We start from the raw sequence: 22758 nt of genomic DNA, 5'->3' as shown, positions 1-22758 counted from the left end.
CATCGGCGAACAGCCGGGCGCGTCGACGTGCCGGTCCGAGGGCTGCAGGCCATGCTCAGCGCGTGAACAGCCGCGATGCCCTCATCGACCCCCCGCTCGTGCCCATCGAGGACTACGCCGTCCTCGGCGACGGCAAGACGGCGGCGCTCGTCTCCCTGCGCGGTTCGGTCGACTGGCTGTGCCTGCCGCACTTCGACTCCGCGGCGTGCTTCGCCCGGCTCCTGGGCGACCCCGGCAACGGTCGTTGGCTGCTCACCGTGCGCGACGCGACCACGGTGACCCGCCGCTACCTGGACGACTCGTTCGTCCTGGAGACCACCTACGAGACGCCGACTGGCACCGCGGTCGCCCAGGAGACGATGCCCCTCAACGACGGCCGCGCGGACCTGGTCCGCAGGCTCGTGTGCACCCGCGGGAGCATCGAGGTCGAGCACGAGTGGGTCGTGCGGTTCGGGTACGGCGCCGTGGAGCCGTGGGTGCAGCACATCGAGGACGCCGACGGCAACGACGCCATCCGCGCGATCGCGGGCCCGGACTCGCTCCTCCTGCGCGGTGACCGCCTCCCGACGCCGGACGGCCACCGGCACACCGACCGCTTCACCCTGCAGGAGGGCGAGTCGGTCGAGCTCGCGCTCACCTGGACGCAGTCGTGGGCCCCGGTCCCGCCGCGGCTGACCATCGAGGCCCGCATCGACGCCACCCGGATCTCCTGGGGCCTGTGGGCGCGCAGCTGCCCGTACACGGGGACGTACCGCGAGGCCGTCGTGCGGTCCCTGCTGGTCCTGCGCCTGCTGACGGACTCGGAGACCGGCGGCATCGTCGCCGCCGCCACGACCTCGCTCCCGGAGGACTTCGGGGGCGAGCGGAACTGGGACTACCGGTACTCCTGGCTGCGTGATGCGGCGATGACCCTGGAGGCGCTGCTCGAGCAGGGGTACCGCGACGAGGCGACCGAGTGGCGGGACTGGCTCCTGCGGGCCGTCGCCGGCGGGCCGAGCGACCTGCAGATCATGTACCGCGTCGACGGCGCCCGGGACCTGCCCGAGCGAGAGCTCACCCACCTGTCCGGGTACGCGGGCTCCCGACCGGTCCGCGTCGGCAACGCCGCCGTCGACCAGGTGCAGAACGACGTGCTCGGTGAGGTCATGCTGGCGCTGGAGCTCGCCCGCGAGGAGGGCCTGACCGAGACGAGCTCCTCGTGGTCTCTGCAGTGCCACCTTCTCGAGGAGCTGCTCCGCCGGTGGCGCGAGCCGGACCGTGGGATCTGGGAGGTCCGCGGGGAGCGCAAGCACTTCACGCACTCCAAGGTGATGGCCTGGGCGGCGGTGGACCGGGCGGTGCGCGCCGTCGAGAAGCACGGCCTGGACGGTCCGGTGGAGCGCTGGCGTGAGGAGCGGGACGCCATCCACGCCGACGTGCTCGCCCACGGCTGGGACGCCGAGCGGGGGACGTTCGTGCAGTTCTACGGCGCCGGGCACACCGATGCGGCACTCCTCCAGCTCGCCCAGGTGGACTTCCTGCCGGCGCACGACCCGCGGATCCTCTCGACCCTCGCGGCGATCCGCGCCGAGCTGGAGGTCGCCCCGGGGCTCCTGCGGCGGTACCGCACGGAGCACACGGACGACGGCCTCGAGGGAGACGAGCACGCCTTCCTCGCCTGCTCGTTCTGGCTCGCGGACGCGCTGGCTCGCTCGGACGACCTGGACGGCGCCACCGAGGTGCTCGACACTCTCGTCGGGCTCGCCAACGACGTCGGGCTCCTGGCCGAGCAGTACGACCCGGTCGGCCGGCGGATGGCGGGCAACGTCCCGCAGGCGTTGTCCCACCTCGCGCTCGTCCGCGCGGTGCACAGCCACGACCAGGCCCTCGAGCGAAGCGGCCGCTGAGCGCGACCGCCGACGGCGACCGTCAGCGCTTGAGCAGGGACTCCCGCACCACGCGCCGCAGCACCTTGCCGACCTGCGACCGCGGAAGCTCGTCGACGAGCACGAGCCGGCGGGGCAGCGCGTAACGGGCGAGGTGACGCTCGCCCCACGCCCGGACGGCGTCCAGGTCGATCCCGCGCGCACCGGCGTCGAGCACCACCGCGGCCACCACGGTCTCCCCCAGGTCGCCTCCGGGGACGCCCACGACGGCGACGTCCGCCACCCCCGGCATGCCCCGCAGGTGGTCCTCGACCTGCGACGGGTAGACCTTGAAGCCACCCGTGACGATGATCTCCTTGATCCGGTCGACCAGCACGACCCAGCCGGTCTCGTCGACCGTCACGATGTCCCCGGTACGCAGCCAGCCGCCCTCGAGCAGCTGCTCGGCCGTCTCCTCCGGCCGCTGCCAGTACCCGGCGAACACCTGCGGGCCCTTGATCAGGAGCTCGCCGCGCTCGCCCGTGGCGACCTCGCGGGTGGCGTCCTGCGGGTCGACGACGCGGATCGACGTGCTCGGGAACGGCAGGCCGAGGGTGCCCGGCCGGCGAGCGTCGGTGAGCGGGTTGCCGAGCGCGACCGGGGAGGTCTCGGTCATGCCGTAGCCCTCGATCACGAGGCCGCCGGTGACCCGCTCCCACTTCTCGGCGGTCGCCGCGGGCAGGGCCATCGAGCCGGAGATCGCGTAGCGGAACGACGACAGGTCCGCCCCGGCCGCCACAGCAGCGTCGGCCAGACGGTCCAGCATCGGCGGGACCGCGGGCAGGAAGGTCCCCGGGACGCGCTTCTGGGCGGCCAGCACGAGTGCCGGGTCGAACGACGGGAACGCGACGAGCGTCGCGCCCACGCGGATCGCGTAGCTCAGGCAGAGCGTCAGACCGAAGGCGTGGAAGAACGGCAGGACGCCGTAGACCACCTCGGTGCCCGGCACCGCACCGGTCCAGGCCTGTCCCTGGAGGGAGTTGGCGACCAGGTTGCGGTGGGTGAGCATCGCGCCCTTGGGCGTCCCCGTCGTGCCCCCGGTGTACTGCAGGAGGGCGATGTCGGACGCGGCGGGCACCGGGTGCGCGGGGTCGAGGGGGGCCGACTTCGCCACGAGCCGGTGCCACATCGGGAACGCGGGCGGCACCTTGCCGCACATCGCCTGGCGGGTGCGCCGGGCGCTGGGCACCGGCAGGTGCAGCGCCAGGCGCTTGGCGAGGGGCAGGTCGGCCGAGAGGTCCACGGCGACGACGGCCTTCAGAGCAGTGCGCGGCAGGGTCTCCAGCACCCGGTCGACGGCCTTCTCCCAGACGAGCGCGACGACGGCACCGGAGTCGGCGAGCTGGTGAGCGAGCTCCCCGGCGGAGTACGTCGGGTTGTGCTCGACGACGATCGCGCCGATGCGCAGCGCCGCGTAGAACGCGACGACGTGAGCGGTGCAGTTGGGCAGCACGAGTGCCACCCGGTCACCGGGGCGGACGCCCAGGTCGAGCAGCACCTGGGCGCCGCGGGCGACCGCGTCGGCCAGCTCGCGGTACGTCGTCGAACCGCCGACGAAGTCGACGGCCACCCGGTCCGGCCAGCGCTCGGCCGCTCGGTCGAGGGCTGCGGTGAGCGGCTCGTCGGGGATCTCGATCTCGCGCGGGGCATCGTTCGAGGCGGCGGTCGACACGTGGTGCGGTCCCTCTGTGGTCATAGCACAAATCGTAACCTACGGAAGCGTAAGTTACTGCTTAGTAGGTTGCCGGTCGCGGGCGAGTCTCCAGCAGGTGAGCTGCACGCCGTCCGGCCCGACGTCCAGACCACGACGCCGGAATCCCGCCCGCTCCAGGACCCGTTCGCTCGGCACGTTATCCACCATGGTGCGCGCGTCGACGTGCGGCGCTCCGTCCGCCAGAGCCCAGCGGGCGACGGCCCGCACCGACTCCGTCGCCAGGCCGCCCCCCCGGCCGGCGGGGAGGAACGCGTAGTACACCGAGGGCCCGTCCGGACGGAGGGTGATCCCGACGGTGCCGACAGGAGCGCCCCCGACCTCCACGACGAACCGCCCGCCGCGTCGGTCGGCGCGCACGGCAAGACTGTGGGCGACCCACTCCCGGGCGCGCTCTGCGCTGAGGTCTGCCGGGTAGTACGTCCACCGGGGCACGTCGGGGACCCGGGACAGGTCACGGTCCAGGACCCAGTCGTCGTCACGCAGCGCCCGCATCCGAGCCTCACGCACGGGCAGGTCCAGCGCCTCCGGCAGCTCCATCGTCACGCCGGCGGACCGAGCACCGAGGTGGCCACCGTGGCGTGCGCCGACTCGTCGTCGGACGGATGGAACAGTCCCGCGAGCACGTCGCGGTACAGCCGGGCGAGCTCGCTGCCGGAGAAGTACGAGCTGCCCCCGGAGACCCGGATCGCGTCGTCGACGACGACCCGCGCCGACTCGGTCGCACGGACCTTCAGCCCGACCAGCTGCGCGAACCAGCGCGCCCCGTGGTCCGCCTGCTCGTCCACGTCGCGTGCGAGTGCGAAGACCTGGAGCTCGGCGCCGTCCTGGGCGAGCACGGCATCGGCGATCCGCCAGCGGATGTCGGGGTCCTGGGCGTAGCTGCGGCCGTCGTACTTCATCGACGTGCGCCGGCGCGCCGCCGCGATCCCGAGCTCGATCGCCCGCCGCCCGATGCCGGTGTACACGGCCCCGAGCAGGATCTCGAAGACCGCGAACAGTGCGAAGACGAAGGGGTCGGCGCTCGGCCCCGGCGGCAACGAGCGGTACACCCGGTCGGCCCGGGCGAGCGCCCCGTCGAGCACGGTCGTCTCCGACTGCGTGGCGCGCATCCCGAGGGTGTCCCAGTCGTCGCGCGCCTCGATACCCCCGTCCGCCCGGGACACCACCCCGTGCACCAGCCGGGGGTCGTCCGGGTCGGCGTCGTCGAGCCCGAACGTGGCCAGTCGCGTCCACACCGGCGAGAGGGAGGTGAAGATCTTGGTCCCCGTGTACCGGTACGACCCGTCCGGCTGCCGCTCGGCACGGGTCCGCGAGCCGAACATGACCAGGTCGTTGCCGGGCTCGGAGTTGCCGAACGCGAAGATCTCACCCGCCGCGGCGTCGCGCAGGATGAACTCGACGGAGTCGTCGCCCCTGGCCACGAGGAGCGCCGCGAGGCCGGTGACCACCAGGTGCATGTTCACCGCCAGGGCGGTCGCCGGTGCCGCTCCCGCGAGCCGCACCTGCTCCCGGGCCACCTCCTCGAGGCTCAGCCCGGCACCGCCGAGGCGTTCGGGGACGAACGCGGACAGGTACCCCAGCCCGGTCAGGTCGGCCAGGTCCTCGTGCGGGAACGTGTTGTCCCGGTCGTGTGCGGGCGCCCGTTCGTGGATGCGCGCCAGGACGTCGTCGGTGAGCAGCGTGCGCAGGGTCCGTGCCATGTCAGCACTCTGCCACCGGCTCGGGCAGGATGGCGCCATGCCTACCTATGCCGTCCGCTACACGTACGACGAGCGCACCGACGTGCGCGACCACTTCCGGCCCGAGCACCGCACGTACCTGTCCGCACTGGTCGAGCACGGCACGCTGCTCGGCTCGGGCCCGTTCACCGACGGCGACCCCGGCGCCCTGCTCGTCCTGCGCGCGCCCTCGCCGGAGGTGGTCGACGCGATCCTGGCGGACGACCCGTTCGTCCGCGAGGGCCTCGTCGCCCACAGCGACGTGCGCGCCTGGGACGTCGTGCTCGGTCCCTGGAGCGCCTGAGTCAGTCGGGTGCGCCGACGACGGGCAGCACGGGAACCGGCATGACTCCCCTGCGCTCGTCGTGGCGCACCTTGGCGATGCTCGCCACCGCGGTGGCGCCCAGGATGATGACGATGGCGCTCAGCGACAGCCAGATCGGGATATCGGGCGCCCACGCGACGGGCTCACCGCCGTTGATGAACGGCACCTCGTTCTCGTGCAGAGCGTGCAGCACGAGCTTGACGCCGATGAAGCCCAGCAGCACGGCCAGCCCGATGTTCAGGTAGACCAGGCGCTTGAGCAGGTCGCCCAGCAGGAAGTACAGCTGGCGCAGGCCCATGAGCGCGAACAGGTTGGCCATGAGCACCAGGTACGGCTCGCTCGTGAGCCCGAAGATCGCCGGGATCGAGTCGAACGCGAACAGCAGGTCCGTCGCGCCCAGCGCCACCAGGACGACGAACATCGGCGTGACCAGCCGGCGCCCGCCCTCGACCACGGTGAGCTTCACGCCGTGGTACTGCTGGGTGGCCGGGAACCACTTCTGCACCAGGCGCAGGATCAGCGGCGGGTGGAACTCGTCGCTGTCGTCGGCCTCGCCCTCACGGCCGACCTTCCACGCGGTCCAGACCAGGAACGCACCGAAGAGGTAGAAGACCCAGCTGAAGGCATCGATCACGGCGGCGCCCGCCAGGATGAACAGCCCGCGGAAGACGAGCGCCAGGACGATCCCGACCAGCAGCGCCGTCTGCTGGTACTGCTTCGGGACCGCGAACTTGCCCATGATGAGCAGGAACACGAACAGGTTGTCCACCGACAGGGAGTACTCGGTCAGCCACCCCGCGTAGAACTGGCCGGCGAACTCGGCGCCGGAGGTCGCCCAGACCCCGATCCCGAACAGCACGGCGAGGCCGATGTAGAAGGCCAGGTACCGCACGCACTCGGCGGTGGACGGCACGTGGGGGCGACGAGCGACGACGGCGATGTCGACCACGATCAGGAGCCCGGCGATGCCGAGCGAAACCATCCACACCAGGGGGTCGACGTTCACCGTGTAGTCCTCAGCTCTCTGTGGACGAGGCGATGCGCCCGTCGTTCCGGGTCTTCAGCAGGCTGGCGACGGTGGCGACGGCGAGGGTGCCGAGGATGACCGTGAGGGACAGCCAGATGGGGATCTCAGGTGCCCACTCGACGGGCTCGCCACCGTTGATGAAGGGCAGCTCGTTGACGTGCATGGCGTGCAGCACGAGCTTGACGCCGATGAAGCCGAGGATGACGGCGAGCCCCTGCGAGAGGTACACCAGGCGATCCAGCAGGCCACCGATGAGGAAGTACAGCTGACGCAGCCCGAGCAGGGCGAACGCGTTGGCCGTGAAGACGATGTACGGCTCCTCGGTCAGCCCGTAGATGGCGGGGATCGAGTCGAGCGCGAACAGGATGTCGGTCGACCCGATGGCGACCATGACGAGGAGCATCGGGGTGAGGAGCCGCTTGCCGTCGATCTTCACCGTCAGGCGGTCGCTGTGGTACTCGTCCGTGGTGGGCAGCGCGCGCTTGAGCATGCGGACCAGGAGGCTGTCCCGCTGTTCCCGGGGATCCGGGTGCTCGTCGTCGTGGTGCTCGCGGGCCAGCTTCACCGCCGTGTACACGAGGAACGCGCCGAAGATGTAGAACACCCACGAGTACCGCTCGATCGCCGCGGCGCCGGCCAGGATGAAGATCGTGCGCAGGACCAACGCGATCACCACGCCGACCAGCAGCACCTTCTGCTGGTACTCCCGGGGCACCGCGAACTTCGTCATGATGATGAGGAAGACGAACAGGTTGTCGACGGAGAGGCTCTTCTCCGTGACGTACCCGGCGAAGTACTCCGCGCCAGGGCCCCAGCCCCAGACCATGCCCACCACGACACCGAAGATCAGCGCGAGCCCGATGTAGAAGATCGACCAGCGCGCGGACTCCTTGAAGCCCGGAGCATGCGGTGTGCGCACGTGCGCGTAGAAGTCGAAGACGACCAGTCCGACGACGAAGACCGCCGTCGCTGCCCAGATCCAGCCGGACACGTCCATAGATGTACCCCCGGTACGAGATGTGCTTCGGTACCGAAGGTCTCCCCCGCCCGCGTCACCAACCGCTGCGGACCGACCGCGCCGGGCACCGCACTAGCGGGTCCGTGATGACGACGGGATCGTGTGTGGGGTACTCCCCTTCAACGCGGGCCAGCATAAGGCACGCATGTGTCCGGCGCGTGACGCGTCCACAGCCGGCACGTCTCAGGCCGTGGCGGCCTGCATCTGGCGCAGCTCCTTCTTCAGGCCGGAGATCTCGTCGCGCAGCCGCGCCGCCAGCTCGAACTGCAGCTCGGCCGCGGCCGCGTGCATCTGGTCCGACAGCTGCTGGATGAGGTCTGCGAGCTCGCTCGCGGCGGCACCGGTCAGCCGGGTGCGCTCGTCGCGAGGTGCACCCTTCGACCCGAACCCCGGCACCGGCGCCTTGCCGCGGCTGGTCTGCCGGCCAGCGCCGCCGAGCAGCTCCGCGGTGTCGGCGTCCTCGCGCGCCAGGAGGTCCGTGATGTCACCGATCTTCTTGCGCAGCGGCGTCGGGTCGATGCCGTGCTCGAGGTTGTACGCGACCTGCTTCTCCCGGCGCCGCGCGGTCTCCTCGATGGCCTGCGCCATCCCGTCGGTGATCCGGTCGGCGTACATGTGGACCTCGCCGGACACGTTGCGAGCGGCACGACCGATGGTCTGGATGAGCGAACGGCCGGAGCGCAGGAAGCCCTCCTTGTCGGCGTCGAGGATGGCGACGAGCGACACCTCCGGCAGGTCGAGGCCCTCACGCAGCAGGTTGATGCCGACCAGGACGTCGTACTCCCCCATCCGCAGCTCGCGCAGCAGCTCCACGCGGCGCAGCGTGTCCACCTCCGAGTGCAGGTAGCGGACGCGCACGCCCTTCTCCAGGAAGTAGTCCGTGAGGTCCTCGGCCATCTTCTTGGTCAGCGTGGTGACCAGGACGCGCTCGTCCTTGGCGACCCGGTCGTGGATCTCGCCCAGCAGGTCGTCGATCTGGCCCGTGGTCGGCTTCACCACGACCTGCGGGTCGACCAGCCCGGTCGGCCGGATGATCTGCTCCACCACACCGTCGGAGATGGACATCTCGTAGTTGCCCGGGGTCGCGGACAGGTACACCGTCTGACCGATCCGCTCGACGAACTCCTCCCAGCGCAGCGGACGGTTGTCCGTGGCGCTCGGCAGGCGGAACCCGTGGTCGACCAGCGCGCGCTTGCGGGACATGTCCCCCTCGAACATCGCGCCGATCTGGGGAACCGTCACGTGCGACTCGTCGATGACGAGCAGGAAGTCCTCGGGGAAGTAGTCGATCAACGTGTTCGGCGCGGTCCCCGGTGCGCGGCCGTCGATGTGCCGCGAGTAGTTCTCGATGCCGGAGCAGGAGCCGATCTGGCGCATCATCTCGATGTCGTAGGTGGTCCGCATACGCAGGCGCTGGGCCTCGAGCAGCTTGTTCTGCCGCTCCAGCTCGGCCAGGCGGTCCTCCAGCTCCAGCTCGATCCCCTTGATCGCGCGCTCCATCCGCTCCGGACCGGCGACGTAGTGCGTGGCGGGGAAGATGTGCATCTGCTGCTCGGAGTGCACCACGTCGCCCGTGAGCGGGTGCAGCGTGGCGATCGCCTCGATCTCGTCGCCGAAGAACTCGATCCGGATGGCGAGCTCCTCGTACACCGGGATGATCTCGACCGTGTCACCGCGGACGCGGAAGGTCCCGCGCGTGAACGCCATGTCGTTGCGCGTGTACTGCATGGTCACGAACTTGCGCAGCAGCTGGTCGCGGTCCACCTGGTCCCCGACCGACAGCGTCACCATGCGGTCGACGTACTCCTGCGGTGTCCCCAGACCGTAGATGCAGCTCACCGAGGCGACGACGATGACGTCCCGGCGGGTCAGCAGCGAGCTGGTGGCGGAGTGCCGCAGCCGCTCGACCTCGTCGTTGATCGACGAGTCCTTCTCGATGTAGGTGTCCGTCTGCGCGATGTACGCCTCGGGCTGGTAGTAGTCGTAGTACGACACGAAGTACTCGACCGCGTTGTTGGGCAGCAGCTCCCGGAACTCGGTGGCCAGCTGCGCCGCCAGCGTCTTGTTGGGCGCCATGACGAGCGTCGGCCGCTGCACCTGCTCGATGAGCCAGGCCGTCGTCGCCGACTTGCCGGTCCCGGTGGCGCCGAGCAGGACGACGTCCTTCTCGCCCGCCTTGATCCGTGCCGTCAGCTCCTTGATCGCCTTCGGCTGGTCACCCGATGGCGTGTACTCGGAGATGACCTCGAAGGGCGCGACGGTCCGCTGGAGGTCGGTGACAGGACGCATGCATCCACCGTACGTGGCACCACCGACACGCGTGGTTCAGGCCAGTGTGCCGGCCGACACCCGCAGGTCCGTGGTGGTCGTGAGCGCCGCCTGCAGGACGGCGTGCACGGCCGTGGCCGCCTCGGCGGTGCCCATCGACGGTGCCCCCTCCTCCACCTGGCCGGGCGTGCGGGGCACGTGCACGAAGCCGCTCCGCACCGGCCCGCCGGCCAGCAGGTGCTGGAGCGCGTAGAACGTCGCGTTGCAGACGTACAGCCCTGCCGTGTTGGACACCTCTACCGGGACGCCCGCCTCGCGCACCGCCGCGGCGCACGCCTTGACCGGCAGCGTGGAGAAGAACGCCGCAGGGGCCCCGGCGATCACCGGGACGTCCACGGGCGCCGAACCGTCCGCGTCGGGGATCCGGGCGTCGATCACGTTCACCGCGATGCGCTCGATCCCGACGGCGGTCCTCCCGCCCGCCTCGCCGACGCACACGACCAGGTCGGGCTCCACCTCGGCGACCGCCACCCGGAGCGCCTGACGCGCCCCGCGGAACGACACGGGCAGCTCCCGCACGACGAGCTCCGGGCCGGACCAGCGCTCGGCCACCTCCCGCACGGCGAGCCACGAGGCGTTGACCGACTGGCCGTCGAACGGGCCGAAGCCCGTCAGCAGGACACGGGTCACGGCTTCTCCGCGGCGAGCTCGTCGGCCCGCTCCGCCGCGAGGCGGTCCCACAGGACGTCCACCTGCGCCCGGAGGTTCTCGTCGCTGCCGGCACCGTCGAGCACCACGTCGGCGACCGCGAGCCGCTCGTCGTCGCTCGCCTGCGCGGCGACGCGCGCCTCGGCGGCCGCCCGGTCCATGCCGCGCAGCCGGACCAGGCGCTCGACACGCAGGACCGCCGGCGCGTGCACCACGACGAGCACGTGGAAGGCGTCGGCCTGTCCCGTCTCCACCAGGAGCGGGATGTCGTGCACCACGACGGCCCCGGGGTCGGCCACCGCGGAGGCGGCCTCCCGCTCCGCCGAGAGCCGTCGGACGATGGGGTGGACGATCGCGTCGAGCCGGGCGCGGGCGGCCGGGTCCGTGAACACGACGGACGCGAGCGCGGCCCGGTCCAGCGACCCGTCGGGCGTCAGCACCGACGGCCCGAACTCCTCGACCACGGCGTCCAGCCCCGCGGAGCCCGGCGTCACGGCCTCCCGCGCCAGGACGTCGGAGTCGATCACGACCGCCCCGAGCTCAGCCAGTCGCCGTGCCGCGACGGACTTGCCGGCCGCGATCCCGCCTGTCAGACCGATGCGTTGCATCCGTCCATCCTGCCCTCTCGTGGCCGGGGACGCCGAAGGCCGGCCACCCGCGAGGGGTGACCGGCCTTCGGACGTCAGGCGTGGATCAGTTGCCCGTGAGCTTCTCGCGCAGAGCGGCGAGCGCCTCGTCGGACGCGAGCGTGCCCGCGGCCTCCTCGGTGGACGACGAGTACGTCGACGGCACCGGGCCGGCGGACGAGCTCGACGACGAGGACGAGGACGTCGCACCCTCGGCGGCGCCGCTGGCGGCCTCCGCGTCGGCCTTCGCGGCGTCGGCGACCTGCTTGCGGTGCGCCTCCCAGCGCTCGTGGGCCTGCGCGTACTGCGCCTCCCACACCTCGCGCTGCGCCTCGAAGCCCTCGAGCCACTCGTTCGTGGCCGGGTCGAAGCCCTCGGGGTACTTGTAGTTGCCGGCCTCGTCGTACTCGGCCGCCATGCCGTACAGCGCGGGGTCGAAGTCCTCGCTGGCCGGGTCGAAGCCCTCGTTCGCCTGCTTCAGCGACAGCGAGATGCGGCGACGCTCGAGGTCGATGTCGATGACCTTGACGAAGACGTCGTCGCCCACCTGGACGACCTGCTCCGGGATCTCGACGTGGCGCACGGCCAGCTCCGAGATGTGCACCAGGCCCTCGATGCCGTCCTCGACGCGCACGAACGCACCGAACGGGACCAGCTTGGTGACCTTGCCCGGGACGACCTGGCCGATGGCGTGCGTCCGGGCGAAGGCCTGCCACGGGTCCTCCTGCGTCGCCTTCAGCGACAGGGAGACACGCTCGCGGTCGAAGTCGACGTCGAGAACCTCGACGGTGACCTCCTGGCCCACCTCGACGACCTCGGACGGGTGGTCGATGTGCTTCCAGGACAGTTCCGAGACGTGCACGAGCCCGTCCACGCCACCCAGGTCCACGAAGGCACCGAAGTTGACGATCGAGGACACGACACCGGGGCGGACCTGGCCCTTCTGCAGCGTCTGCAGGAAGGTGGAGCGGACCTCGGACTGCGTCTGCTCGAGCCACGCACGGCGCGACAGGACCACGTTGTTGCGGTTCTTGTCGAGCTCGATGATCTTCGCCTCGATCTCCTTGCCGACGTACGGCTGGAGGTCGCGGACACGACGCATCTCCACCAGCGACGCGGGCAGGAAGCCGCGCAGCCCGATGTCGAGGATGAGGCCGCCCTTGACGACCTCGATGACGGTGCCGGTGACGACGCCGTCCTCCTCCTTGATCTTCTCGATCGTGCCCCAGGCGCGCTCGTACTGTGCGCGCTTCTTGGACAGGATCAGCCGGCCTTCCTTGTCCTCCTTCTGGAGGACCAGGGCCTCGACCACGTCGCCGACCTTGACGACCTCACCGGGGTCCACGTCGTGCTTGATGGACAGCTCACGGGAGGGGATGACGCCCTCGGTCTTGTAACCGATGTCGAGAAGGACCTCGTCGCGGTCGACCTTGACGATGGTGCCCTCGACGATGTCGCCATCGTTGAAGTACTTGATGGTGGCGTCGATCGCGGCGAGGAAGTCCTCGGCCGAGCCGATGTCGTTGATCGCGACCTGCGGGGTGGCGGGCTTCGCGGGGGTGGTGATGCTCATGTAGGGATGGGCTCCGATGCGGACAGGGAAGTTGTACGGACTGGACGTGTGTGCCGGCGGCACGGTGACGAGCATGCAAGACGCGTGCGGTGAAGAGATGTGCACGCGAGTGCACAGCGGTGACCACGAACCGTTGGGACGCCCCCGGCCGGCACGGAGGCCGACCACGTACGAGCAGTACGCGTGGGTATCGCCGACGCAACAAGGCGCGCGGCACCGCCGTCCACCCTATCGGCGGGACGGTGGACCGGTCAAAGCGACTCAGGCCAGCGCGCGCGCCACGGAGAGCAGCTCGTCCGGGACGTACTTGACCTTCCCGGCCACGTCGCTGAGCGGGATCATCTCCACGTGCTCGCCGCGCAGCGCGGTCATCACGTTCGACTGCCCCGCGCTGGCGGCGTCGATCGCGGCGACGCCGAACCGCGAGCCGAGGATGCGGTCGACGTGCGTCGGGATGCCACCGCGCTGCACGTGCCCGAGCACGACGACCCGCGTGTCGAAGCCCGTGCGCTTCTCGATCTCGATCTTGAGCCGTTCGCCGATGGCGCCCGCGACGATGTCGCCGAACTTGCCCATCGGCGTCTCGTAGTCCATCGAGGTGCCGGCGGCAGGGATCGCGCCCTCGGCGACCACGATGATCGAGAACCTCGCGTGCGCACGGTGCCGGTGCTTGAGGAACTTCTCGATCTTGTCGATGTCGAACGGCGCCTCGGGGACCAGCACGAGCTCGGCGCCCCCGGCGATGCCGGACGTGGCGGCGATCCAGCCCGCGTGCCGGCCCATGACCTCGACGATCATCACGCGGTTGTGGCTCTCCGCGGTGGTGTGGATGCGGTCGATCGCCTCGGTGGCGATGGCCACCGCGGTGTCGAAGCCGATCGACTGGTCGGTCCCCCAGACGTCGTTGTCGATCGTCTTCGGGATGGCCACGATCCGGACACCCGCCTCGGCCACCTTGCTGGCGGCGTGCAGGGTGCCGTCGCCGCCGATGCAGATGAGCGCCTCGATCCTCTCCGACTCGAGCGTGGACAGCACCGCGTCGAGGCCGCCGTCGTCCGCGTGCGGGTGGTAGCGCGCGGTACCGAGGAGGGTTCCGCCCACGGCGAGCTGGTTGCGGATGTGCTCGCGGCCGAGGGGGACGCTGATCCCGTCCACCACGCCACGCCACCCGTTGCGGAAGCCGGTGATGGTGTGGCCGTACTCCCCCTCGCCACGCTTGACCACGGCGCGGATCGCGGCGTTGAGGCCGGGAACGTCACCGCCGCCCGTCAGCAGACCGACTCGCACGAGCACTCCTTCATCACGGGGACATCTGTCGGAGCACGTCTTCGGGCCGCCGTCCTGCCAGCGTAACCGCGCTCACCGGTGCCGAACCCTGACACTGGTCCCATGACCGACGACCCGCTGGCCGAGGCCGGCTACCTCGACGTCCCGTCCGAGCAGGGCGGGACGGCGAGCCGCGGGTGGTGGGACGCCAACGCGGACGAGTACCTGGACGAGCACGGGACGTTCCTCGGGCCGGCCGACTTCTGCTGGTGCCCCGAAGGGCTGCGCGAGCAGGACGCCCACCTGCTGGGCGACCTGACCGGTGCCCGGGTGCTGGAGGTCGGCGCCGGCGCGGCGCAGTGCTCGCGCTGGCTGGTCGGGGAAGGCGTCGACGTCGTCGCGACCGACGTCTCCGGGGGGATGCTGGCCGCGGCCGACCGCTACGACGCCCAGGTCGGGCGGACGACCCCCCTCGTCCAGGCGGACGCGCGCGCCCTGCCGTTCGCCGGCGGCGCGTTCGACGTCGCCTTCACCGCGTTCGGGGCGCTGCCGTTCGTGCCCGACGCCGAGCGCGTGCACGCCGAGGTGGCACGCGTGCTGCGACCCGGCGGGCGGTGGGTGTTCTCCGTGACGCACCCGATCCGGTGGGCGTTCCCCGACGACCCCGGCGTGGCCGGACTCACCGCGACCCGGTCGTACTTCGACCGCACGCCCTACGCCGAGGTCGGCGAGTCCGGCGCTGTCCTGTACGCCGAGTACCACCGGACGCTGGGCGACCACGTGGGCGAGCTGGCGGCCGCGGGCTTCGTGCTCGACCGGCTCGTGGAGCCCGAGTGGCCCGCCGGGCACGACCGCACGTGGGGTGGGTGGGGGCCCGTCCGCGGGGCCCGACTGCCCGGGACCGCCATCTTCGTGACGCACCTGGCGCGGCCGCCCGCGTAGGGCGGCCGCGCCAGGTACGAGCGCCGGCTAGTGCACCGTCGCCTTCTCGGAGCCGGCGCCGGTCAGCGACCGGACCTCCATCTCCGCGTACTTCTCGGGGCTGCTCTTGTCCTTGCTGAGATACGTGCCGACGATGCCCAGGAGGAACGCGAGGGGGATGGAGATGAGCCCCGGGTTCTCCAGCGGGATCAGGGCGAAGTCGACGTTCGTGTCCCGGATCATCGACAGGCTCGCCCCCGTGACCGGGTCGACCTTGCCCGACACGACCGGTGAGAACGCGATGAGCACGATGCACGAGATGAGGCCGCCGTACATGCTCCACAGCGCACCCGACGTGTTGAACCTCTTCCAGAACAGCGAGTAGAGGATCGTCGGCAGGTTGGCGCTGGCGGCGACCGCGAAGGCCAGCGCCACCAGGAACGCCACGTTCTGGCCGTTGGCGAAGATGCCGCCGATGATCGCCAGGATCCCAATGACCACCACCGTGATCCGGGCGACCCGGACCTCGCCGTCGGGCTTGACCTCACCGTGCTTGATCACCGACGCGTAGATGTCGTGCGCGAACGACGCCGCCGCCGTGATCGTCAGACCGGCCACCACGGCGAGGATCGTCGCGAACGCGACCGCCGAGATGATGCCCAGCAGGATCGTGCCGCCGAGCTCGTACGCGAGCAGCGGCGCCGCGGAGTTCACGCCGCCCGGTGCCGCCTTGATGGTGTCCGGACCGACCAGCGCTGCCGCGCCGTAGCCGAGCACCAGGGTGAACAGGTAGAAGATGCCGATCAGCCAGATCGCCCACACGACCGAGCGCCGCGCCTCCTTGGCGGTCGGCACCGTGTAGAAGCGCATCAGGACGTGCGGCAGGCCGGCCGTCCCGAGCACCAGCGCGAGCGCGAGCGACAGGAAGTTCAGCTGGCTCATCGCGCTGACGCCGTACTGCTTGCCGGGCTCGATGACGGCCTCGCCGCCCTCCCCCGCCATGTCGATGGCACCCTGCAGCAGGTCCGAGAAGTTGAAGCCGAACTGCGCCAGCACCCACAGCGTCATGACCGCGGCGCCGGCGATGAGCAGCACCGCCTTGATGATCTGCACCCAGGTGGTGCCCTTCATGCCGCCGACCAGGACGTAGAGGATCATCAGCGCGCCGACGACGGCGATGACCAGACCCTGGGCTGCCGTGCTCTCCACGCCCAGGAGCAGCGCGACGAGCCCACCCGCGCCGGCCATCTGGGCCAGCAGGTAGAAGAAGACGACGGTCAGCGTGGCCAGCGCGGCGGCCATGCGGACGGGCCGCTGCTTGAGCCGGAACGACAGGACGTCGGCCATGGTGAACCGGCCGGTGTTCCGGAGGAGCTCGGCCACCAGCAGCAGCGCGACGAGCCACGCGACGAGGAAGCCGATCGAGTAGAGGAAGCCGTCGTACCCGTTGATCGCGATGGCGCCGCAGATGCCGAGGAACGACGCGGCCGACAGGTAGTCGCCCGCGATGGCCGTGCCGTTCTGCGGGCCGGTGAACGAGCGACCGGCCGCGTAGTAGTCGGCGGCCGTCTTGTTGTTGCGGGAGGCGCGGAAGACGATCACGAGGGTGATGGCGACGAACGCGCCGAAGATGGCGATGTTGACCAACGGGTTGCCGATGTCCTCGGTCTCCGCCGTGCGGAGCGCCGCGGTCAGGGTCGAGGTCAGGGAGGCGCTCATGCGGCCCCACCGTCCAGCGAGTCACCGTTCTCGATGTGCAGGCGGAGGCGCTCTGCCACCGGGTCCTGCTTGTTGTTGGCCCACCGCGCATAGATCATCGTGATGGCGAACGTCGACACGAACTGCCCCAGGCCCAGCAGCAGGCCGACGTTGACGTTCCCCCAGACCTTGGTGGACATGAAGTCGTGGGCGTAGTCCGCGAGCAGCACGTACAGGAAGTACCAGGCGAGAAAGAGTGCCGTCATGGGGAAGACGAACCGACGGAACCGGCGCTTGAGCGCCTGGAACTCGTCGCTGTTCTGCACCCGTTGGTAGTCGGTCTCGCTTGCTGAGAAAGTGTCGGACACCAGCGCCTCCCGGGAGGGACGTCAGCGGCTCCGTCGCCACTGTGTGCCGCACACTGTGGCGTAGATCACCCAAAAATGCACCCGATACTTACGACCAAGTTGGCGAAATCTCAGGAATCCGCACGTTCGAGCGACGAGCCGCCGTCAGTGCGCGGCGTCGTGCCAGGACCCTCCCACGCCGACCGTGACGTCCAGCGGGACGTCGAGCGGACCGTCCTTGGCTGCGTCCCCCGCCGCGCCCATCTGCTCACGCACCAGCGCCTCGACCTCGTCCCGCTCCCCCGGGGCCACCTCGAGCACCAGCTCGTCGTGCACCTGCAGGAGCAGGCGCGACCCGAGACCCCGGCGGGTCAGCTCCCGGTCCACGCCGAGCATGGCCACCTTGATGAGGTCCGCCGCGCTGCCCTGGATGGGCGCGTTGAGCGCCATCCGCTCGGCCATGTCGCGGCGCTGGCGGTTGTCGCTGGTCAGGTCGGGCAGGTAGCGACGGCGCCCCAGGATCGTGGCCGTGTAGCCCGTCTGGCGTGCCACGTCGACGACCCCCGTGAGGTAGTCGCGCACCCCGCCGAAGCGTGAGAAGTAGTCCTGCATCAGCGCGGCGGCCTCGGACACCTCGATCGAGAGCTGCTGGGAGAGCCCGTACGACGACAACCCGTACGCCAGGCCGTAGCTCATGGCCTTGATCTTGGAGCGCATCGCCGGCGTGACCTCGTCGGTGGGCACGCCGAACACGCGCGAGCCGACGTAGCTGTGCAGGTCTTCGCCCGAGCGGAACGCCTCGATGAGCCCCTCGTCACCCGACAAGTGCGCCATGATGCGCATCTCGATCTGGGAGTAGTCGGCGGTCAGCAGGGTCTCGTAGCCATCGCCGACCACGAAAGCGCGACGGATCTGGCGCCCGGCCTCGGTGCGGATCGGGATGTTCTGCAGGTTCGGGTCCACCGAGGACAGCCGCCCCGTCGCGGCGATCGTCTGCTGGAACGTGGTGTGGATCCGCCCGTCGGTCGCGACGGAGCGCAGGAGCCCCTCGACCGTCTGACGCAGCCGGATGGCGTCCCGGTGGGCGAGCAGGTGCTCGAGGAACGGGTGCTGGGTACGGGCGAACAGATCCGTGAGCGCGGCCGCGTCCGTGGTGTAGCCCGTCTTGATCCTCTTGGTCTTCGGCATGCCCAGCTGGTCGAACAGCACCTCTTGGAGCTGCTTGGGCGAGCCGAGGTTGACCTCGCGGCCGATGACCGCGTACGCCTCGGCGGCGGCGTTCTGCACCTGGGCGTCGAACGACTTCTCGAGACCGGACAGGTAGTCGGAGTCGATCGCGATGCCGGTGCGCTCCATGCGTGCCAGCACGTCGACCAGCGGCAGCTCGAGGTTCTCCAGCAGGTCCGTGGCGCCCCGGTCGGCGAGCTCGCCACCGAGCACGTCCGCGAGGTCACGGACCGCCGCGGCACGCACGGCTGCGCGCCGGCCCTCGTCCGTGCCGTCCAGCTCGAGGTCCAGGGCACCCTGGCCGCTGCTCGCAGCCTCGTCCGCGCCCAGCTCCCGGTGGAGGTACCCGATGGCCAGGTCGGTCAGGTCGTAGGCCCGGCGGTCGGGCTGGCACAGGTAGGCCGCGAGCTCCGTGTCGAACACGACCCCGGCGATGGGCAGGCCGCGCCCGACGAGCGCGTGCCACGCCTCCTTGGACGCGTGCACGATCTTCGGTGCCGCTGGGTCCGCGAGCCACGCCGCCAGTGCCGACTCGTCGGGCGGCAGGATCTCGGCCAGGTCGAACGACGCGGCCTGACCGTCGGGGCCGGCGAGCGCGATCCCCCACGCGTCACCGTTCGCCGGCGCCCCGGAGCCCCGCACGTCGATCCCGAGCGGACGCCCCGCGCGCGCCTCGAGCCACGCGCCCAGCTCGCCGGCGCCGAGGACCGTGTGGTCGATCTGGGCCGCCTCGACGATGTCCGGACCGGTGCCGCTCTCGTCGGGGAGCATCGCGAAGAGCCGGTCGCGGATCGCGCGGAACTCGAGCTCCTCCAGGATCGCGTGCAGCGCCGCCCGGTCCCACGGCCGCACCGCGAGGTCCTCCGGGCCCAGGGGCAGCTCCAGATCCGTGATCAGGGCGTTGAGCTGGCGGTTCAGCCGCACCTGCTCGAGGTTCTCGCGCAGCGACTCCCCCGCCTTGCCGGGCACCTTGTCGGCGGCCGCCAGGATCCCCTCGAGCCCGTCGAACTGCTGGATCCACTTCGCGGCGGTCTTCGGTCCGACGCCGGGGATGCCCGGCAGGTTGTCGCTGGACTCCCCGACGAGCGCGGCCAGGTCCGGGTAGCGCTCCGGCGGCAGCCCGTACTTGGCCTCGACGGCGGCCGGCGTCATCCGCGCGAGCTCCGAGACGCCCTTCACGGGGTACAGCACGGTGACGTCCTCGTTGACCAGCTGGAAGGCATCGCGGTCGCCGGTGCAGATGAGGACCTGCATCCCCTGCGCGCGTGCCTGGACCGACAGCGTGGCCAGGATGTCGTCGGCCTCGAACTGCGGCTTGGTCAGCGACGGGATGTGCATGGTCTCCAGGACCCGCTCGATCACCGCGACCTGTCCCTTGAACGGCGCCGGAGTGGCGTTGCGGTTCCCCTTGTAGGCCTCGTACACCTCCGTGCGGAACGTGGTCCGCCCCGCGTCGAACGCGACCGCGACGTGCGTGGGCTGCTCGTCGCGCAGGAGGTTCGCGATCATCGAGAAGAACCCGAACACCGCGTTGGTGGGTTCGCCGGCCGAGGTCGCGAACTTGTCCACCGGGAGCGCGAAGAACGCCCGGTAGGCCATCGAGTGACCGTCGATCAGGAGAAGTCGGGCAGGCGTTCCGGGGGTGGCCGGCGGAACCGCTGGCAGTGCGTCGCTCACGGGTGCCAACCTATCTGCCATGTCCGACACGACCGCCCCCGCCCACCCGTTCCCCGCAACCCTCATCGAACGCATGGGTATCGAGGTGATCGAGGTCTCCGCGCAGCGCGCCGTCGGCACCATGCCCGTGGCCGGCAACACCCAGCCGTACGGCCTGCTGCACGGCGGCGCGTCGGCGGTGCTGGCCGAGACGCTCGGCTCCTACGCCGCCGCCGCGCACGCGGGCGAGGGCAGGGCGGCGGTCGGCATCGAGCTCAACGCGACGCACCACCGCTCGACCCGCTCCGGCCTGGTGACCGGCACGGCGACCGCACTGCACCTGGGCCGGACGCTCGCGAGCTACCAGGTCGTGGTCGAGGACGAGGACGGGCGGCCGCTCTGCACGGCGCGGTTGACCTGCATGGTGATCGACGCACGGGACTGAGCGGCACCGGACACCCGCGAGGACACCTGATCCTCCGCGGGCTGGCGTGCCGCACGAACCTGGCGCCGACGGGCGATGAGGTCCTCGAGGCTGCGCGAGCCCGGACGTCGGACCGTACCGCTGCCCACGTGCGCGTGCTCGTGAGCGAGCTTGCGCTGCAGGGTCGCGGTGGTGACCGCACGGTGCGAGGCCGCGGGCGCGAAGCCGAGCCGCGCCAGGAACCGCTGCATGCCGCGCGCGCCCGGCAGCGGCGAGGAGTACAGCTCGGTGGCACCGGCCTCGTCGGCCACCGCCGCCGCAGCGACCAGCAGGGCGTGACCGAGCCCGCGACGTCGGGCGGCGGGCAACACGTAGACGGCCTCGATGTCGAGGCTCACCAGATCGGTGAACGGGCCCGGCCCGACCACGCGAGCCAGCAGGAGGCCCGCGGGCTCGTCGTCGAGCAGCGCAACCAGCACGCGACCGCCCGGCACAGCGAGCAGCGCTCCGAGCTGGTCGCGCAGCCGGTCGGCGTCGTCCGTGCACAGCTGTGAGCCGACCGCTGCCTCACCGCGTGCGGTGAGGCAGAGCGCGACGAGACTCTCCAGGTCACCGGGTTCGGCTTGACGGACCTGCACTCCGAGTCGCACGGCAGTGGTACCTCCAGACGGGACGAGGGGGATCCTGTCAGGCGACGCCACCTCTGCCCACGACGGCGCCGCCCCCGATCATGACGCAGCGGCTCCAGAATGCCTAGTCGTCCCATGGGGCGAAGCGTTCCGGGTGCCTCAGATCATGGACAACTGACCATAAACACCGACACGCGCAGATCCGCGGCGCCCAGTGACTCGCCATGGCGAAACGAACAGGACACAATCCGTGCCTATCGTCCTGCCACACGGCAGGCGTCGCGCAGCTCGACGACGACGTCGGACCGTACGAGAGCTCGGCCCCCTGAACCTGGACGGAGACCCACCGTGCCGCATGTCGCGACGACGGACAGGCCCCGCAGAACTCGACTGCTGATCGCCTTCGGCATGCTGGCGGCCGCGCTCGTCGCGGTGATCGGCCTGCAGTCCGGCCCGGCGTTCGCGGCCGCACCGGCCGCGTGCGTCGCCAACGCGGACACGGGCTGCATCGGAGGCACGCTGCAGAACAGCGCCGGCCCGGTCGAGGGCGTGACCATCACCGTGACCGACGACGACGGTTTCGAGGAGGAGACGACCACCGCGGCCAACGGCACCTGGTCGGTGGCCATCCCCGAGCGGGCGCGCTACACCGTCGAGCTCGACGAGTCGACCCTCCCGACGACGGCCGCCCTCGCGGACACGGCGGAGAACCCGGTCGAGAAGCTGGCCGTGGCGGGCGCGTCGTCGACGGTCGACTTCAACCTCGTGCTCGACGCCACCCCGAACGCGGGCGGCAGCACGTCCGCCACCGGCACGGTCACCCCCACCCGGCTGCTCCAGCAGTTCGCCCTCGGCATCCGGTACGGACTGATCCTGGCGCTCGCGGCGGTCGGCCTGTCCCTGATCTACGGGACCACCGGCCTGTCGAGCTTCTCGCACGGCGAGCAGGTCACGCTCGGTGCGCTGCTGACGTTCGTGTTCTCGATCCAGCTGCACTGGCCGATCGTCCTGTCGGTCCTCGCCGCGGTGATCCTGTCCGCCCTGAGCGGCTGGCTCCAGGACATCGTCCTGTGGAGACCCCTGCGACGGCGAAGAGTCGGCCTCGTCCAGCTCATGATCGTCACCATCGGGTTGTCGCTCGCCCTGCAGTACCTCTTCCAGTTCCAGTTCGGCGGCAGCACCCTGCAGGTCCTGCCGTCCATCGCCAAGGCCTGGAGCGTGGGGCCGATCCGGCTGTCGATCCCGTCGTACATCGCGATGGGCTGCGCCACCGTCGTCCTCGTCGGCGTCGCGCTCTTCCTGCAGCGCACCCGGACGGGTCGCGCGACGCGCGCCATCTCGGACAACCCGGCGCTCGCCGCGGCCTCCGGCATCGACGTGGACAAGATCATCCGCCTGGTGTGGATCCTCGCCACCGGCCTCGCCGGCCTGGGCGGCGCGCTGCTGGCGCTCGCCTTCAACGGTGCTTCGTGGGACCTGGGCCTGCAGATGCTGCTGCTGATGTTCGCGGCGGTCACCCTCGGCGGGCTGGGCACCGCCTACGGCGCGCTCATCGGCTCGCTCATCATCGGTGTCGTCGTGGAGATGTCGACGCTGTGGCTGCCGTCGAGCCTGAAGTTCGCCGTCGCACTGCTGATCCTGATCCTCGTCCTGCTCGTCAGACCTCAAGGCATCCTCGGCCGCGCCGAGCGGATCGGCTAGGAGACTCC

General features: G+C 70.8%; 19 protein-coding genes. 5 read left to right on the top strand and 14 right to left on the bottom strand.

What is annotated here, in order from left to right:
- Positions 1-62: 62 nt before the first annotated feature.
- The gene (locus KG102_RS08460; protein ID WP_249667523.1) at positions 63-1886 is read left to right on the top strand and encodes a glycoside hydrolase family 15 protein; all 1824 of its coding nucleotides are present in this window, start codon (positions 63-65) and stop codon (positions 1884-1886) included.
- A 22-nt stretch (positions 1887-1908) separates the two neighbouring features.
- On the opposite strand, the gene KG102_RS08455 is transcribed toward KG102_RS08460, so the two are convergent.
- Genes KG102_RS08455 through KG102_RS08445 form a run of 3 tightly spaced genes read right to left on the bottom strand, consistent with a single transcriptional unit; the run spans position 1909 to position 5318 of the window.
- The gene (locus KG102_RS08455; protein ID WP_208289988.1) at positions 1909-3600 is read right to left on the bottom strand and encodes an AMP-binding protein; all 1692 of its coding nucleotides are present in this window, start codon (positions 3598-3600) and stop codon (positions 1909-1911) included.
- Positions 3601-3630: 30 nt separating this feature from the next.
- Positions 3631-4155, bottom strand: coding sequence for a GNAT family N-acetyltransferase (locus tag KG102_RS08450; protein ID WP_243884843.1), 525 nt, complete (start codon positions 4153-4155; stop codon positions 3631-3633).
- 2 nt (positions 4156-4157) lie between these two features.
- Positions 4158-5318 carry an acyl-CoA dehydrogenase family protein gene (locus KG102_RS08445; protein ID WP_208289990.1) on the bottom strand — a complete coding sequence of 387 codons (1161 nt, stop codon included), beginning with the start codon at positions 5316-5318 and terminating at the stop codon, positions 4158-4160.
- A 37-nt stretch (positions 5319-5355) separates the two neighbouring features.
- Here KG102_RS08445 and KG102_RS08440 point away from each other — a divergent pair, with 37 nt between their 5' ends.
- Entirely contained in the window at positions 5356-5640 is a 285-nt protein-coding gene (locus tag KG102_RS08440) for a YciI family protein (RefSeq protein ID WP_208213533.1), read from the top strand.
- Between the two features lies 1 nt (position 5641).
- On the opposite strand, the gene KG102_RS08435 is transcribed toward KG102_RS08440, so the two are convergent.
- From KG102_RS08435 to KG102_RS08405, 7 genes are all read right to left on the bottom strand, one after another.
- Positions 5642-6667: a TerC family protein gene (locus KG102_RS08435; protein WP_249667522.1), complete on the bottom strand. Its 1026-nt coding sequence runs from the start codon at positions 6665-6667 to the stop codon at positions 5642-5644.
- 10 nt (positions 6668-6677) lie between these two features.
- Positions 6678-7685, bottom strand: a complete 1008-nt coding sequence (locus KG102_RS08430) for a TerC family protein (protein ID WP_208289991.1) — start codon at positions 7683-7685, stop codon at positions 6678-6680.
- Positions 7686-7889: 204 nt separating this feature from the next.
- Positions 7890-9995, bottom strand: coding sequence for an excinuclease ABC subunit UvrB (uvrB, locus tag KG102_RS08425; protein WP_208213535.1), 2106 nt, complete (start codon positions 9993-9995; stop codon positions 7890-7892).
- A gap of 36 nt (positions 9996-10031) precedes the next feature.
- A complete protein-coding gene (gene pcp / locus KG102_RS08420) occupies positions 10032-10664 on the bottom strand; it encodes a pyroglutamyl-peptidase I (protein WP_208289992.1) in 633 nt (210 codons plus the stop codon).
- Positions 10661-11290, bottom strand: coding sequence for a dephospho-CoA kinase (gene coaE / locus KG102_RS08415; RefSeq protein ID WP_208289993.1), 630 nt, complete (start codon positions 11288-11290; stop codon positions 10661-10663). Before coaE ends, pcp begins: the two co-directional genes overlap by 4 nt.
- Before the next feature lie 85 nt (positions 11291-11375).
- On the bottom strand, positions 11376-12881 hold the full coding sequence (gene rpsA, locus KG102_RS08410) for a 30S ribosomal protein S1 (RefSeq protein ID WP_208213538.1): 1506 nt from the start codon (positions 12879-12881) through the stop codon (positions 11376-11378).
- 261 nt (positions 12882-13142) lie between these two features.
- Positions 13143-14168, bottom strand: coding sequence for a 6-phosphofructokinase (locus KG102_RS08405; RefSeq protein WP_208213539.1), 1026 nt, complete (start codon positions 14166-14168; stop codon positions 13143-13145).
- Between the two features lie 102 nt (positions 14169-14270).
- Between KG102_RS08405 and KG102_RS08400 the strand changes: the two genes are divergently transcribed.
- On the top strand, positions 14271-15089 hold the full coding sequence (locus KG102_RS08400) for a class I SAM-dependent methyltransferase (RefSeq protein ID WP_213363051.1): 819 nt from the start codon (positions 14271-14273) through the stop codon (positions 15087-15089).
- Between the two features lie 27 nt (positions 15090-15116).
- Here KG102_RS08400 and KG102_RS08395 read toward each other — a convergent pair whose 3' ends face one another.
- The 3 genes from KG102_RS08395 to polA all read right to left on the bottom strand — a co-directional run bounded on the left by KG102_RS08395 (position 15117) and on the right by polA (position 20038).
- Positions 15117-16787, bottom strand: coding sequence for a solute symporter family protein (locus KG102_RS08395; RefSeq protein ID WP_208213541.1), 1671 nt, complete (start codon positions 16785-16787; stop codon positions 15117-15119).
- Positions 16784-17134 carry a DUF485 domain-containing protein gene (locus KG102_RS08390; RefSeq protein ID WP_208213542.1) on the bottom strand — a complete coding sequence of 117 codons (351 nt, stop codon included), beginning with the start codon at positions 17132-17134 and terminating at the stop codon, positions 16784-16786. The genes KG102_RS08395 and KG102_RS08390 overlap by 4 nt, the downstream gene beginning before the upstream one ends.
- Positions 17135-17278: 144 nt before the next feature.
- Positions 17279-20038 carry a DNA polymerase I gene (gene polA / locus KG102_RS08385; protein WP_208290011.1) on the bottom strand — a complete coding sequence of 920 codons (2760 nt, stop codon included), beginning with the start codon at positions 20036-20038 and terminating at the stop codon, positions 17279-17281.
- On the opposite strand from polA, the gene KG102_RS08380 reads away from it, so the two are divergent.
- On the top strand, positions 20037-20441 hold the full coding sequence (locus KG102_RS08380; protein ID WP_208213544.1) for a PaaI family thioesterase: 405 nt from the start codon (positions 20037-20039) through the stop codon (positions 20439-20441). The genes polA and KG102_RS08380 overlap by 2 nt on opposite strands.
- Here the strand turns inward: KG102_RS08380 and KG102_RS08375 are convergent.
- On the bottom strand, positions 20357-21070 hold the full coding sequence (locus KG102_RS08375; protein WP_208213545.1) for a GNAT family N-acetyltransferase: 714 nt from the start codon (positions 21068-21070) through the stop codon (positions 20357-20359). The genes KG102_RS08380 and KG102_RS08375 overlap by 85 nt on opposite strands.
- Positions 21071-21397: 327 nt before the next feature.
- On the opposite strand from KG102_RS08375, the gene KG102_RS08370 reads away from it, so the two are divergent.
- Positions 21398-22750 (top strand): branched-chain amino acid ABC transporter permease, encoded by a 1353-nt coding sequence (locus KG102_RS08370; RefSeq protein WP_249667521.1) that lies wholly within the window; start codon positions 21398-21400, stop codon positions 22748-22750.
- The last annotated feature ends 8 nt before the right edge of the window (positions 22751-22758 follow it).

Origin of the sequence: Cellulomonas fengjieae, assembly GCF_018388465.1 — a bacterium.
GTDB lineage: Bacteria > Actinomycetota > Actinomycetes > Actinomycetales > Cellulomonadaceae > Cellulomonas > Cellulomonas fengjieae.
Note: the sequence above shows the minus strand (reverse complement) of the source record. Positions and strands in the feature narration are given on the sequence as shown.

Bases quoted from the DNA above. Each gene is read 5' to 3' on its own strand.
- KG102_RS08455 (WP_208289988.1), bottom strand. From the start codon at position 3,600: ATGACCACAGAGGGACCGCACCACGTGTCGACCGCCGCCTCGAACGAT.
- KG102_RS08450 (WP_243884843.1), bottom strand. From the start codon at position 4,155: ATGGAGCTGCCGGAGGCGCTGGACCTGCCCGTGCGTGAGGCTCGGATG.
- KG102_RS08445 (WP_208289990.1), bottom strand. From the start codon at position 5,318: ATGGCACGGACCCTGCGCACGCTGCTCACCGACGACGTCCTGGCGCGC.
- KG102_RS08440 (WP_208213533.1), top strand. From the start codon at position 5,356: ATGCCTACCTATGCCGTCCGCTACACGTACGACGAGCGCACCGACGTG.
- KG102_RS08430 (WP_208289991.1), bottom strand. From the start codon at position 7,685: ATGGACGTGTCCGGCTGGATCTGGGCAGCGACGGCGGTCTTCGTCGTC.
- uvrB (WP_208213535.1), bottom strand. From the start codon at position 9,995: ATGCGTCCTGTCACCGACCTCCAGCGGACCGTCGCGCCCTTCGAGGTC.
- coaE (WP_208289993.1), bottom strand. From the start codon at position 11,290: ATGCAACGCATCGGTCTGACAGGCGGGATCGCGGCCGGCAAGTCCGTC.
- rpsA (WP_208213538.1), bottom strand. From the start codon at position 12,881: ATGAGCATCACCACCCCCGCGAAGCCCGCCACCCCGCAGGTCGCGATC.
- KG102_RS08400 (WP_213363051.1), top strand. From the start codon at position 14,271: ATGACCGACGACCCGCTGGCCGAGGCCGGCTACCTCGACGTCCCGTCC.
- KG102_RS08395 (WP_208213541.1), bottom strand. From the start codon at position 16,787: ATGAGCGCCTCCCTGACCTCGACCCTGACCGCGGCGCTCCGCACGGCG.
- KG102_RS08380 (WP_208213544.1), top strand. From the start codon at position 20,037: ATGTCCGACACGACCGCCCCCGCCCACCCGTTCCCCGCAACCCTCATC.
- polA (WP_208290011.1), bottom strand. From the start codon at position 20,038: ATGGCAGATAGGTTGGCACCCGTGAGCGACGCACTGCCAGCGGTTCCG.